This is a genomic window from Chryseobacterium sp. JAH (assembly GCF_001507335.1).
Taxonomy (GTDB): domain Bacteria; phylum Bacteroidota; class Bacteroidia; order Flavobacteriales; family Weeksellaceae; genus Chryseobacterium.
The window spans coordinates 37,730-51,208 of the sequence record NZ_LMAH01000008.1 but is presented as its reverse complement, the minus strand read 5'-3'; the positions used below and the strand labels follow the sequence as shown (position 1 = coordinate 51,208).

Sequence of the window (13,479 nt, the reverse complement as noted above, 5' to 3'; positions counted from 1 at the left end):
TCTATGAAAAATTATATCCTGCTATTTTTATGCATATCCTTTTTTATTGGATGCAAAGATGATAAAAAAGAAAAGACTAATGAAATGGAACAATGTTACAAAGATCCAGTCATAAAGTACAAGTACGATTCAATTAGTTTTTGGTTTGTTGAAAAGTATGAAAACATAAATCTAAAAGATGCTAAAATCACTCACATTCACAACGGCAAAACTGTTTTATTAAATTATAAAACCAAACAAAAGGACTCAAAAATCACCATTAAAAGTATAGAAAATTTAGTAACAAAAGATACGCTCAATATTTTTATCAGTAATAAAACCAATATAACAATTTCTAATTTTAAAAACGGACCTGCGTATGGTGGGAAGAATTTTCTTGGATGTGTTCTATCAGAATATACCGTAAATGGTGAAAACAGAGGAGATGCAATGCACGGGACGCTCACAATTTATTAATTTTTTTTCACTAAAAACAGCAAAATTATTTATTGTCTAATCAGCAACTTTTAATTAAAACTTTTCAATATCATAAGATGATAAATCCTCAATCTCCCCTGTATTTTCCAACCTCAACCTATTTTATTCAGGATAAATGTACTGTAAGGATAGGCGATGAAGAATATGAAACCACACTTTCTTACAATATTTATGTAGAAACAAATGAAGATAGAGATGAGGATTACGATGTGATGATCAACAGAACCAATCTTAAAGTAGACCAACAAAAAATAGAAACTAAATTCCTGGAAATTGCTAACCAATACATGGAAGCGCTTTTTCCTTTAAAATGCCAGATTGTAAATCATCGTCTCAAGGTAATTAATCTGAACGAAATCAGAATAAAGATTAAACAGGAAGATCAGAAGTTGAGTGATATTTACAGTGGCGAAGGTTTAGATCATATTCGCAGTCAATTTTTCGGTGCTACAGAAAATGATGAAAAATTATCAGAATTTATCAAGCAGCTTTATTTTATGAAAGTTCTAAATCTTGGAATGCAGAAATTTGAAAAAAAAGATGATTATTTCTTACAATGGAATATTCTTCCTATTAACATTTCAGAATGGAAAGGAAGCATACAATATAAAGAAAGAGAAAATCAGTTGATTTTCGAACCAAAAATTGATAATGCTCAGGACATGATGGATGAGGTGATTCTCTATGTTCACCACAACGATGTTGATGTTGATTTTAATGAAGAAAACTTACCCTTGTATGCAAATTTTAAACACAGAATCAGCTATACAGGCAAAACAGGAAGAATGGAAAATGCAGAAACAGAAGTATGCATAGATATTGAAAATAAATTTTATTACCAGCAAAATCTAACTCTACAAGCAAAATAATATGGCAGCACCAATCCCATATAAAGTTGAAAGCGGAGAAACGCTACAGGATATAGCCAAAAAATTGGGTATCAAAGACTGGATGCTGCTCAAAGAATACCACAATCAGAATGCAGGAGCCGGTCAGCAAACCTCAGATATTCCCTACTCAGGCTTTACGCTTTTGACTCCTTCAAAGGAATATATTTATGCAATGAATGATGAAGTTCCTCCACCCGACCCTGCGGAAGAACAAAAATCTGCAGAGCAAAAGCAAGAAGAGGAAAAAAAGAAGGAAGATGAAGAAAAAAAGCAAGAACAGTCTTCCAAAAGCGAGCACGACGGAAAATATTTTGTGGTGCATAATGCCAAATGTGTTTGTGATAAAGCGGTAAATCCCAAACAAACTGCAGATCTACAGGTTACCTCACATCAAATCATAGTATTAAACGATCATGCAGGTAAATTTGTTGCTACGGAAGATGATAAGACATTCATTCCTCCAGCGGCAACATTCGGACAATGCAAACTGAAACCTTCATCAGGAGGCTATCTTCCCTGCGCTCTTGCACCTGCGGCGAAATGGAGCAAAACCTATGAAAGTACAAAAGTTCAGGAAAAAAATACCCTGACAGAAATTTCAGAGCTGCAATGCATGGTTGGAGGAAAAATAACCATCGAAAAGCATGGGCAAACCGACTCTGTAAGCAATGCACACGCGGACAACACCAATCCGCTGGAACTTGCGGCTGTAAATCCGGCAATAAAACAGCCGAAGAAAAAAGAGGCGGCTCCTGAAATAGAAAGTGTAGAAATTATTGTAACACAAATAACGTAAAAGATTATGTCAGCGACGACTTTACGTCCCAATCAGGGATTTACAGCAAAAGCCACCGTAACCCGCGGTGACACACAACTTGTGTCGTGGATTATCTTTAGTGGTCATAATTCTGATGCTTCAAATATTCTAGAAATACATCCAAAAATAGGATTAGAATTAGATCACTCCTTTTCTGTGGAAGGAAAATTCCGTCTGGCGGCTTACCACAAAGAGATTCAGACCAAAGAAGATTACCAGTCAACAGCAGAGCTTAAGCATGTGGATGTTGAAGTGAAATACAATCAATTGGATGGGACCAAGCTAGTTCCAAAAAATCCCGCAAACTTTGTGAGCGGAGATATATTACGTAAAAATTTCCCTTGTGTATTTGAAGCTAAATTTCTCATTGATCCGGCAAGTTCTGATGAATTGAGCAGGCTGAAATTTTCGTTATCAGACGGGTCTCGAAATACGCTTCATGAAGGTTCACAAGCGGGAAGTATTTTCACATTTACCCCTCAGAATTCGAATGCAAAATATATTGTAACCGCAGAATATACTAATGAATTTGGAGCGGTTTCCACGCAAAGTTTTTCGGGAACATCCAAAGCATTATCAGTAAAAGACATTACCCATGGCGAACAGGTGGTAAGACCAGGAACGCCAATGAGTTTCAGCGTTACAAAAACACAGTTTAATTTTTCAGTTAAAAATGACAGTGATTTACCTGAAAATGGAAGCATAAAATGGAACCTCGACAAGGTTTTAATAGGAACGGGCAGAACAATCAATATCCCCGGAAGCCGGCTTATGCAGAAGAAAAAATACCACATAGAAGCTTTCGTAACATCTGCAATTGGAAAAACAACAGGAACGAATAACGATGGAATAAATAACGACTGGCACTTTGAAGTAAAAGACAATATTGTAGAAAAAATAAAAATAGTCAAAAGTCCTAAAATGGGTACTGCTGGCGAATTTGAAATTGAGGAAACAACCTTTAAAAACTACGACCCTGCCAAAGATGGGGCTATTTCCTGGAAAGTAACTGGTCCGGAAACAGGAACAGGTTCTGAAGCGAAATTTTCAAAATCATTTAACCTTCCGGGAGAATATACAATCTCCTGTAATCTGGGAGGAAGACCTTGCAAAGAGCCACTTAAAATAAAAATTATCGAACCCATGGTTACTGTAGACCAATGCAAATGGATTGATAAAGACAGTAGGAGCGGAAATATCATCAAACAGGCAGGACTTAATCAGGAAATCTCTGCGTTTGTTTCAGGAAATGGGCTTGATAACGAAGATATAACTTTGGATATCTATGATGATGATTCTACAGGAAATAATATCGTTTTTACCTATACATTTAAAACTACCGAGAAACACAAAACAGGATTTTACTTTCCGCTCACTATTACGCAGCAAATCGTTGATAAGATCAAAGAACATGGGTTTGCAGATCGTGGAGATCTTTATTTTAATTTAGTAAGAAACGGTGCAGAAACTCCCATTAAAAATGGAGACAAAAAATTGGGTGAATTCCTTAGAGTTACTTTAGAGCCTCAAATTATCAATGCGTATTTCTGTGATGCCAATGATACAGAACAGGTTTTCAGCAGTCCTCTGAATGGTGCTTTGTATTTTAAAATCTACGCGATCAATATGGTCGACAAGAAAGTTGAAATTAATTTTCTTACAGAATCAGATGCTTATTGGACCTGGGATGACGAATTAAAAATCGGGAAATGGGAAGATATAAAAGACAAATTCAAAGATGAGAAGATAAGAGATACTAAAACTGCTACTTTTGATAAAAAAGGAGAGATTCTGGTACCTGTTGATCTCTCCAAAATGGGAAAACCTAAAAACTTCATCCGCCTGAATGCAATGGTAAAAATCCTGAAGGATGAAGAAGCCACAGAAAAGCTGGAAGAAAAAGGTTTTTACATAAAGCATACTGATCTTGCCCTCGTTTTCCCTGGTGCTACACTGCCTACTATGGTAGAAAACAAGGGTGCTGTGAAAGTGGGAAGAGCTGAAATTGATGGAGGTGGAAATTGTGGAGGCAAATTCTGTATAAAACAAGGGAGTCCAAAAAGTGAACTTATCAGAGAAATCAACATTCGTCTCGCTGGTTTTGGAGGAAATGTACCAACAGATGAATTCACAGATAATACAGAAAAAATGGTAAAACAGTTCCAGAGAGATTATATGAAAGTTCCTGAAACAGGGAAAGTCTGTGGAAATGTTCTAAAAGCTATTGATGAGTATTGTAATAAATATGTTGAACAAATAAATGATTACAAATGTCCTTGTCAGAATCCAAATAATTCTGAAGAAAATGATAAAGCTCCAAAGGCTAAAAGATGTCCAGATGGCTGGGGAAAAGGCCTGTTTTCAGAACAATATTTAAAATCTAATATATCTGAAGCATACAGAAAATACGAATATCCAGGAATGCACCGTTCTACATTATGGGCAGTAAGTGCAATGAAATTCTATTTGGACTTTACAAAATCCATATATTCAAAGTTTGATGTAAATAGAGGCTATCGTTGTTGGGCAGATAATGATTTTCACAATAGAAAATCGACAAATCATTTCGGAAAAGCAGCAGACATCCGTTTCAATAAAAATGGAAAAAGAACAAAATTAGCAAGCGATGCGAATAAAATAAGAACGGATATTTTTAATAAATATCTAAATGCAAAATGGTGGGGAAACCCGAACTTGTTTACACTGGAGAAAGAATCTGATGGAGCAGTGACATATGTTCATGTAGATTGTAGAGATTTTGATTTAGAATATCATGATAATAAATATTTTACTAAAAATCAGGAAAACGTAATAGGTAAAAGCATTGTTGAATTGGCAAATGAACTAGGCTTTAAAGATATGTGCAGCTGCTCGGGAGGCTTTTCTTCCAACACGGGTTCTAAAACATCTGAAAATAATGAAAGAGTAGATCCGAAAACACTTAAATCAAGTAATAGTTTAATTGAATTTATTAAGGATTGGGAGAAATTTGAAAAGATGCCTTACAATGATAAAAAAGACTTTTGTACAATAGGCTATGGTCATTTGATAAAGAGAGACAAGTGTGAAAATATTACAATACCTAGTGAATTCAAATCAGGAATTACAAAAGAACAAGCAACAGAATTGTTTAAAGTAGACTTGCAAGAATTTGAGAAGGCGGTACAACGTGACGTAACAGTTAAGCTGTATCAGAAAGAATTTGATGCATTAGTGGATTTATTGTTTAACTGTGGAGCGTACTTTTTAAGCACTAATAAAGCGCCTAAGCTTTATAAAAATTTATTGGATGAAAAATATGAAGAAGCTGCAAAGGAGTTTCTTGATATAGAAAATACGACGAGAAGAAAGCAGAATTACGAAATGTTTATAAATGGAAATTATGATTCAACACATTAAAAAACTCCTACCTATTCTAATAATTATTTTTATTAGTTGTAAAAAAACAGAAACAGCAAAGCACTTTGAAATAAATCGCAAAACTAACATTGAAGATAGAAATATACCAAATAAATATGCATCCTATAAACTGTGGCAAAACTCATCAAAAAATACAAATAAAAAATTTCAAAACTTAAAAATTTATTTAAGCTCTGATTCCATTATGATTTTCGATTCAGAAAAAATGATTTGTTCAGGAGAAATAGTGCAGAAAAGGAATACTTTCTCTCAGTATTTTAAAAGCAGCAATACTGCTGAAAATATAAAAGAGCAACTAAATGAAGAATTTAAAATAACGGTTTCTGATGAGATTGAAGTAGTAATGAATTCTTATGGAGATATTTCTGGAAAGGGTTGTCAATTTCCCTTCAATGAATTATTTATAGTAGATAATCAATTGTTTTTTTATGACAAGGGCTATTATTGTTTTGAGAATAATGATGAAGAAGCACCTACTAACAAAAGGGGAACTATTTCATTCCCTTCCAAGTCGATAAAAAAAGATGATCTTTTAAGTAGACCTTCTAAATTTCCATTAATAAACAAACAAATTATAATTGATGATTCTTCTGCAACAAGCGTATATAAATTATCGGAAAACGTATATATAACATGGTTTGACGGCGATACTGAAAGATGGTATTTAGTAACTATTAATGATTCAAAAATAGTAAGCAAATTATTAATAGGAAAAAGTGAAACCGTAGAAACAGAAAGAGGCACAATTGATAATTATATCGATTTTACAATCGATAAAGATTATAAAATTAATTTGGAATATAGTACCGGTAAGAACACAGAATTGAAAAAAATAGAAAAAGAAGAAACATATTATGTTAATCCGAAAGACAATAAAATAGTAAAATTTAAATAAAAGTAAACAAAAATCAAATGTCAATTTGAAAAAATAAAATTTCTCTAAAGTCATTTAATCCTGGTAAACCTAAAAATTAATAACTTACATTCTGATGATTTTAATAGTTCAATAATAGAAGAAAAATGATTAAAAGAATAGCATATTGTTTATTTATAATTATGCTTACTTCATGTAAGCAATCTGGAGAAAATAAAGCGCAGTCAAAAGTAAGTGAACTTCCTTTGGGAGTTATTGAGCTTACTCAATACAACTTTCCTTTTGCCTGGAAGAACTTGAAAAATATTGATGATCAAAACCGCAGTTTTAATATCAGAAATATTTCAAAAAAAGGATATGATTCTATCTTTTATTTTATCCATAAAAATTCCACACAATATTATGATTCTTTAGTTACAAAAAGAAAACAAAAATTATCATTTATCCCAAAAATTAACGATACAATAAATAATAATCAATCTTATAAAATTGATTCAGCTTATTTTATTAAATCCTTTAATACAGGCAATATCACTGTAAAGCTATACAAAGATGGAAACAAGTATGCTACACTGGCTGGTGACGAAAATATTAAAATCGTAAATTATTTACTCTTAGCAAGTTTTGATAAAAATGAAAAACTAATTGACACGAGCATTATTTTCTATAATGTGCATGGTTTGTATGATTATAACTCTCGCTATTTTTTTATTGACAAATATTTGAATATTATAACAAAAGATTTTTATGTAGATGAAACTGACACATACTATAAAGGTGGTCATAAAACCCTAATTAACAAAGAAGGCAAGTTTATTACTTCTAAAAACATAAATTCTCAATCCAAAAATAATATTGGCTTGGAGACTATAGAAGTTATCAAAAGCAAATACATTAAACCTCCATTTAAAATTAATCAAGAATTAGTACTCGATTTCGATAATGATAATAAAAAAGATATATTGATTGCTTTAGAACCTATCGACAATAATATTGACTGCGGTAAAGAAAAAGGTAAGCAACCCTTATTAATCTTACAAAATAAAGAGCCTGGAAAATATCATGTGTATTATTTTGGTGACAATATTTTGCCTTCTATCTGTAGTTATGGGGATGCTGATGCGTATTTAGATTTTAGCTACGAAAAAGGATTAATACATTTTAAAAGCATTTCAAAAATTGACAATAATATAATTATGAATCGTGATTATTATTTTAACTCACAATTAAATCTAAATCATATTACTTTTTCTAAATCTATCATCGGGCAAGATAAAACAATCCAAAAAACATTTACTAGCAAGGACTTCGGAAATATTAGTATAAAAGATTTTCAATTTGAAAATTTTAAAGAATCTAAATTTGGATTGTAAGCAAGACTTTCAATAAAAAAGAAAACTTTCTTTTCTTAATACTCTTTGCAAAATGGGAAAACCTAAAAATTTCATCCGCCTGAATGGAATATTTTATATAGCGATAGCAATATATTAGTTCTCCCTCCTTTACTAAGCAATTGAAAGTATATTTAAATCTTTTAGTATAAATATGAAAACAATAATTACTGGCTGCCTCCTATTGATGTGTTTTTTAGGTTGCAAAAAAACGCCCACTCTTCAGACTAAAGAACTAAATAATTCGGTTGAAAAAAAAGAGAATTTTATAAAAAAACAGGACAAATTTATGTTTTCTGTTTTTGTATTAAATACAGATAATGATGGTAGACCTTCAAAATTAAAAATTGAAATTTTTAAGAATAATAAACCTAAACAAAATATAATTTTCGCACCAAATTTTTGGACATTTACTGAAGATTCTTTTAAAATTAATCAAATAAATTATTTTAATAATGGTGTAAAAATACAAGAAGGAATAGAAAATTATCATGACCTTATCATTGCGGATTTTAATTTTGATAATCTAGAAGATTTTGCAATTCTTGATGATTCTGGTGGTAATGGAGGTCCTGTTTATTCTTATTATTTTCAAGATAAAATGGGGAAATTTAATTTAAATAATAAATTTCCTTTAAATCAAGGACCCTTTCCAAAAAATATAAACAATACAAACCGTACTTTGACGATTAGCCTGCCTATTGGTTGTTGCAAAATAGAAACCACTATTTTTAACTTAAAGGAAAATGGTGAATGGGAAATGATTTCATCAAAGGAAGAAAATTTGAAATAAAAGCAAAAAACTTAATAGTATTCAATATTTTACTCTTTTTCTTTGTAGGATGTAGAACTTTCATCAAATAATATTGACTATTTGCAAACGATTGAAGAAAATTAAAGGAACTACGACAGATTGTGTAACTTCTGAATAATAAATAAAGCGCCCAATGAAATATCTATTATTAATTTGTTTTTTTGTTCTTTTTTCTGCCTCTTGTGAAAATTTAAAAAAAGAAAAAACAGCTAAAACTCCTATCACAAAACAAAAAACACATGTTCAAGGTTTAAATAAAGAAAATCCTTCTAAATGCAAAGTTCAAATCCAAAATCAAGATTTAGTATTAATATGCAATGGGAAAGAAACTATTTATAAATATTTAATTATCAATGAAATGTCTCTTTCAACCGAGCTTATACAAAATGATGATGGGTTTTCATTATTGTACGAATCAAACGCGTCTGCAACGAAAAGTAAAGAAAAATTTGATTTCATTTATTCCTTAAACGGATTAATTTTAATTTCTAAAGAAATCGTAAAATTTGGAAAAGATGGCTTGATTCTGAATAAATTGTTTGTTGATAATTATGATATGTCTCAAAAAACTTATGATGATTTACAGGCAATAGGAAATTCTTTAAAGGAAGAATTCAACAAAAAACCCATTGGTTTTGTATATAATTCAAAGAATATTCTTTTTGCCAAGATGACATATAAATCTTATCCTGAAGATTTATATGTTGATTATCCAAAACTTGGAAATGTAGATTTCAAAATCATTAATGTAGAATCTGCTAATAATCAAGCATTTTCTTTAGAAAAAATACAAGATAATAATTTTTCAAAATCATTACTAAAAGAAATTATCTCACAATATCCGGATAGAACGGTAGCATTTTTAAATTTAGCAGATGTTGATTGGGCATTAGCTAACAAAGAAGATGCTAAGAAAAACTATAATTTATATTTGTTTTTAATGAAAAAACAGAAGAAAGATTTAAGTAAAGTTCCTCAAAGAGTTTATGACAGGATTAAATAGGTTCAAATACGGATGAAGGAGGTTTACCTGAAAACGACAGCATAAAATGGAATATGGATAAAGTACTAAACAAAGTATATGTAAATCTTTTAGTATAAATATGAAAACAATAATTACTGGCTATCTCCTACTGATGTGTTTTTTAGGTTGCAAAAAAACGCCCACTCTTCAGACTAAAGAACTTAATAGTTCGGTTGAAAAAAGAGAAAATTTTATAAAAAAACAGGACAAATTTAAGTTTTCTGTTATTGTATTAAATACAGATAATGACGGCAGACCTTCAAAATTAAAAATTGAGGTTTTTAAGAATAATACGCCTTCGCAAAATATAATTTTCGAACCAAATTTTTGGATATTTACTGAAGAAAATTTTAAAATTAATCAAATAAATTATTTTAAAAATGGTTTAAAAATACAAGAAGGAATAGAAAATTACCATAATCTAATCATTGCGGATTTTAATTTTGATAATCTAGAAGATTTTGCAATCCTTTATGATTCTGGTGGTAATGGAGGTCCTGTTTATTCTTATTATTTTCAAGATAAGATGGGAAAATTTAATTTAAATGATAAATTTCCTTTAAATCAAGGTCCTTTTCCAAAAAATATAAACAATACAAACCATACTTTGACGATTAGCTTGCCTATTAGTTGTTGTAAAATAGAAACCACTATTTTTAACTTAAAGGAAAATGGCGAATGGGAAATGATTTCATCAAAGCAAGAAGATTTGAAATAAAAAATCTTTAAAAATGAAAAACAATATAAAATTTTTACTCTTTATTACTGTCTTTTCTATTTGGAGTTGCAAAAGAGAATCGCAACCACCTTAAATAATTCAGCTCAAAAAACCAGCTACAAAAAGAAAGACACTCTCAAAATAAAAGAAGAAAAACCTCAAGAAATTTCAATACAAGTAATAAAAAAAATTCCGAATTCGCTACAAAGTTTTGTAGGAAGTTGCGGAACAGAATCTGCAATAGTATACAACACCCGGAAAATTGAAATCCTAAACCAAAATATAATCGCAGTATACTTTGACACAGAACAGATCATACAGGAGGAAATAGAAAACAGCTCATCTGACTACTTACTATTCAAGTATAATGAGGATGGTAATCTATTGTTGGTAACAGATAAAACGGAAAAAAAAGATATTCTTGCAAATTTGCCATTTTCTCTGTCGGAAAGGATTCATGATTTTGGAAGCAGGATGTACGTCACTCTTCTTCACGAAAAAAGAATAAAAAACCCATAATTTTTGATTCTGTGAGTGCAAACAAAAAATACAGGTATCCCAAAATGGTATCGGCGGGGCCTTTGACCCCGCCGATCATCGTTTAATCCAAAGAAAATTAAGCCGTTGGATCCGCTACGAAAACTCTTTTTGCCAATTCCTGATCAAATAGATAAAGAGCCGACGGATTATCACAAACCATCTTAATTTTGGTTACATACTGAGAGGCACTAGCCTCTTCTTCTACCTGCTCGTTAATGAACCACTGAAGGAATGATGTAGTTGCAAAATCTCCTTCGTCATTAGCATTTTTAACAATATTGAAAATACTTTTCGTTACTTTCTTTTCGTGTTCAAGAGCTTTTTCAAAAATATCCACTGCATTTTCAAATACGTGTGGAGGTTTTGCAATTTCGCCAACGATAATCTCACCTCCCACGTCGTTCAGATAATCAAACATTTTATCTGCATGCATCAATTCTTCCTTACTTTGAACTCTGAAGTAATTGGCAATTCCGTCCAGGTCCTTCGCAGAAAACCATGCAGACATAGAAAGATAATACTGAGCAGCATATTGCTCGTGAGATATTTGTTCGTTAATTAACTGTGCAATTTTTTCGCTTACCATAATAAAAATTTATACTCAAAATTACGTATTTAAAGGCGAAATGAAAAGTTTTCCACCAAATTTAGATTTAGATTGAATACAAAAAGGATGGAATTACTTCCATCCTCCTAACATTAAAAAATCAAAATTATAAACTATCAGTTTATTTGGGATTGGGTCGCCGGCTTCAAACCATGTCTCATTTTTCTGTCACCTTTTACACCTTTTTCTTTCAACATTGCTCTTCTTTCTTCCATTTTAGCCTTTCTTCCAGCCTGCCATTTATCATACTGCTCCGGAGAAAGAATTTTTTTCATATCATTATCCATCTGCTTTCTTTTCGCTTTCATCGCCTCCATTTTTGCCTGTCTCTGCTCTTTACTTTTTTCAAAGTTATGCTTCATTTCAGATCTTCTCTTCTCGTGCAGATCTTTAATTTGGGCTATCTGGCTTTGGTTTAGGTTAAGTTCTTTCTGCATCTCGGCCATTCTCTCCTGTTCCCTTTGCTGCATCTTCTGCTTCATTTCCTCTCTGTTTATTTTTCTATATTGTGGAACATCTTGAGCCATTGCAAAACTTCCTAGTCCGATAAACGCTATTGCTAATACTAATTTTTTCATTTGCTTAAATTAATTAATTGGTTTGTTATATCTGTTTGATACACATTTAAAACGAAAGTTAAATGCCAAATCTATAATTATTGTTAATTTTTTACGTTAAAAACAAAATAATTGAGAAAAACAAAAAGAGACCAGGCAATAAACCTGATCTCCACACCACTCAAATATAATATATGAAATAACTATCTATTTTTTACTAAACTGTTTCTGAATCCACCAGAACCTCTTCCTTCATTTCTCTTGTTATCCTGTCTTGGCGAACTGTTTTGAATTCTAGGCCCTGCACTTTCACTTCTCTGTTGAGACCTGAAGCCTCCATTTCCTCTGGATCCATTATTTTCAGATCTTGGGGTAGAAGCTCTTGGCGTAACGACTTCAGATTTTCTGTTATTATTATTTCTGAATCCTCCTCCATTTTCATTGCCTCTCACTCCATTACTCCCATTGTTCCCTCGTACTCCACCATTATTAGCTCGGTCTCCATTGTCTGAATTTCTAAATCCTCCACGATTACCATTATTTCCTCTCACCGCATTGTTCTGATTTCTGAAACCTCCTGAATTATTATTGTTGTTATTTCTGAAACCTGAATTTCTAACCACGTTTAAAGTCGGATTATCGTTTCTTCTAAAGCTGCTTCTGTCAACTCTGTAAATATTGATATTTACATTTCTGTAACGAGGCATTACTCTGAATCTTGGCGTATAATATGTTCTTCTGTAATTCTGGAAATAAACAATCGGGCTTTGTCTGCGGTAATAATTGTTTTGGAAAACAACAAACACTCTTGGTCCTAAAATTCTTTCCATTGCATAAAACCTGTCATAATACCATCTGTCTGGATTATATCTGTAAAAGTTATTCCATGCAGAGAAACTTGAGTAAAGATTATTCAGAAATAATATCTGATCGATCTGCCAGCGGTTTAATCTGTTTTGCTGGAAAAACACATTCCAGTTGATGTTAACGATGCTATTTCTATAATCATTGTAATAACTTTGATAATAATCTTGAGGATAGTAATCCTGAGGATAATTGTAATAATAGTCATCAGGAAAATAATTTTCGTCATCCTGATCAGAGTAATATCCGTCATTATCTCCATATCCGTCATTAACGTATCCATCATTTGGATATTGCTGAGCAAACGACAAAGTCGATAAAGTCAAAGCAAATCCCAAAAGTATTTTTTTCATTTCTATAATCATTAATTGGTTAATATAGCAGAACTCTCATTCTTGTCTTTTGGATGTAAAGAAAAAAAAGAAGTTAAACCCTAAGGTAAAACTTCTTCCACAAATTAATTTAATCCATTGATAATCAATGATA

13 protein-coding genes are annotated in these 13,479 nt (G+C 31.6%); 10 read left to right on the top strand and 3 right to left on the bottom strand.

Annotated elements, in window-relative coordinates:
• Positions 1 to 3 precede the first annotated feature (3 nt).
• From AR685_RS15270 to AR685_RS15225, 10 genes are all read left to right on the top strand, one after another.
• On the top strand, positions 4 to 456 hold the full coding sequence (locus AR685_RS15270; protein ID WP_059125076.1) for a hypothetical protein: 453 nt from the start codon (positions 4 to 6) through the stop codon (positions 454 to 456).
• A 77-nt stretch (positions 457 to 533) separates the two neighbouring features.
• Positions 534 to 1,346, top strand: coding sequence for a hypothetical protein (locus AR685_RS15265; RefSeq protein ID WP_047447020.1), 813 nt, complete (start codon positions 534 to 536; stop codon positions 1,344 to 1,346).
• Between the two features lies 1 nt (position 1,347).
• The gene (locus tag AR685_RS15260) at positions 1,348 to 2,163 is read left to right on the top strand and encodes a DUF4280 domain-containing protein (RefSeq protein ID WP_059125075.1); all 816 of its coding nucleotides are present in this window, start codon (positions 1,348 to 1,350) and stop codon (positions 2,161 to 2,163) included.
• Between the two features lie 6 nt (positions 2,164 to 2,169).
• Complete coding sequence (locus AR685_RS15255) at positions 2,170 to 5,583, top strand: glycoside hydrolase family protein (protein WP_059125074.1); 3,414 nt, start codon at positions 2,170 to 2,172, stop codon at positions 5,581 to 5,583.
• On the top strand, positions 5,558 to 6,499 hold the full coding sequence (locus AR685_RS15250) for a hypothetical protein (RefSeq protein WP_059125073.1): 942 nt from the start codon (positions 5,558 to 5,560) through the stop codon (positions 6,497 to 6,499). The genes AR685_RS15255 and AR685_RS15250 overlap by 26 nt, the downstream gene beginning before the upstream one ends.
• A 125-nt stretch (positions 6,500 to 6,624) precedes the next feature.
• The gene (locus tag AR685_RS15245; RefSeq protein WP_131777643.1) at positions 6,625 to 7,851 is read left to right on the top strand and encodes a hypothetical protein; all 1,227 of its coding nucleotides are present in this window, start codon (positions 6,625 to 6,627) and stop codon (positions 7,849 to 7,851) included.
• 172 nt (positions 7,852 to 8,023) lie between these two features.
• Positions 8,024 to 8,662 (top strand): XAC2610-related protein, encoded by a 639-nt coding sequence (locus AR685_RS15240; RefSeq protein ID WP_131777642.1) that lies wholly within the window; start codon positions 8,024 to 8,026, stop codon positions 8,660 to 8,662.
• A 154-nt stretch (positions 8,663 to 8,816) separates the two neighbouring features.
• Entirely contained in the window at positions 8,817 to 9,686 is an 870-nt protein-coding gene (locus AR685_RS15235; RefSeq protein ID WP_059125070.1) for a hypothetical protein, read from the top strand.
• A gap of 100 nt (positions 9,687 to 9,786) precedes the next feature.
• Positions 9,787 to 10,425 (top strand): XAC2610-related protein, encoded by a 639-nt coding sequence (locus tag AR685_RS15230; RefSeq protein WP_131777641.1) that lies wholly within the window; start codon positions 9,787 to 9,789, stop codon positions 10,423 to 10,425.
• Between the two features lie 66 nt (positions 10,426 to 10,491).
• A complete protein-coding gene (locus AR685_RS15225) occupies positions 10,492 to 10,944 on the top strand; it encodes a hypothetical protein (RefSeq protein WP_131777640.1) in 453 nt (150 codons plus the stop codon).
• Positions 10,945 to 11,041: 97 nt separating this feature from the next.
• Here the strand turns inward: AR685_RS15225 and AR685_RS15220 are convergent, their stop codons facing one another.
• From AR685_RS15220 to AR685_RS15210, 3 genes are all read right to left on the bottom strand, one after another.
• Positions 11,042 to 11,551: a ferritin gene (locus AR685_RS15220; protein WP_047447030.1), complete on the bottom strand. Its 510-nt coding sequence runs from the start codon at positions 11,549 to 11,551 to the stop codon at positions 11,042 to 11,044.
• A gap of 137 nt (positions 11,552 to 11,688) precedes the next feature.
• Complete coding sequence (locus AR685_RS15215) at positions 11,689 to 12,150, bottom strand: hypothetical protein (RefSeq protein WP_185113248.1); 462 nt, start codon at positions 12,148 to 12,150, stop codon at positions 11,689 to 11,691.
• 182 nt (positions 12,151 to 12,332) lie between these two features.
• Positions 12,333 to 13,346, bottom strand: coding sequence for a hypothetical protein (locus AR685_RS15210; RefSeq protein WP_059125140.1), 1,014 nt, complete (start codon positions 13,344 to 13,346; stop codon positions 12,333 to 12,335).
• Positions 13,347 to 13,479: the final 133 nt, after the last annotated feature.

Excerpts from the sequence above, each read along its gene's own strand:
- AR685_RS15270 (WP_059125076.1), top strand. The coding sequence starts at position 4 with ATGAAAAATTATATCCTGCTATTTTTATGCATATCCTTTTTTATTGGA.
- AR685_RS15265 (WP_047447020.1), top strand. The coding sequence starts at position 534 with ATGATAAATCCTCAATCTCCCCTGTATTTTCCAACCTCAACCTATTTT.
- AR685_RS15260 (WP_059125075.1), top strand. The coding sequence starts at position 1,348 with ATGGCAGCACCAATCCCATATAAAGTTGAAAGCGGAGAAACGCTACAG.
- AR685_RS15255 (WP_059125074.1), top strand. The coding sequence starts at position 2,170 with ATGTCAGCGACGACTTTACGTCCCAATCAGGGATTTACAGCAAAAGCC.
- AR685_RS15250 (WP_059125073.1), top strand. The coding sequence starts at position 5,558 with ATGGAAATTATGATTCAACACATTAAAAAACTCCTACCTATTCTAATA.
- AR685_RS15245 (WP_131777643.1), top strand. The coding sequence starts at position 6,625 with ATGATTAAAAGAATAGCATATTGTTTATTTATAATTATGCTTACTTCA.
- AR685_RS15240 (WP_131777642.1), top strand. The coding sequence starts at position 8,024 with ATGAAAACAATAATTACTGGCTGCCTCCTATTGATGTGTTTTTTAGGT.
- AR685_RS15235 (WP_059125070.1), top strand. The coding sequence starts at position 8,817 with ATGAAATATCTATTATTAATTTGTTTTTTTGTTCTTTTTTCTGCCTCT.
- AR685_RS15230 (WP_131777641.1), top strand. The coding sequence starts at position 9,787 with ATGAAAACAATAATTACTGGCTATCTCCTACTGATGTGTTTTTTAGGT.
- AR685_RS15220 (WP_047447030.1), bottom strand. The coding sequence starts at position 11,551 with ATGGTAAGCGAAAAAATTGCACAGTTAATTAACGAACAAATATCTCAC.
- AR685_RS15215 (WP_185113248.1), bottom strand. The coding sequence starts at position 12,150 with ATGAAAAAATTAGTATTAGCAATAGCGTTTATCGGACTAGGAAGTTTT.
- AR685_RS15210 (WP_059125140.1), bottom strand. The coding sequence starts at position 13,346 with ATGAAAAAAATACTTTTGGGATTTGCTTTGACTTTATCGACTTTGTCG.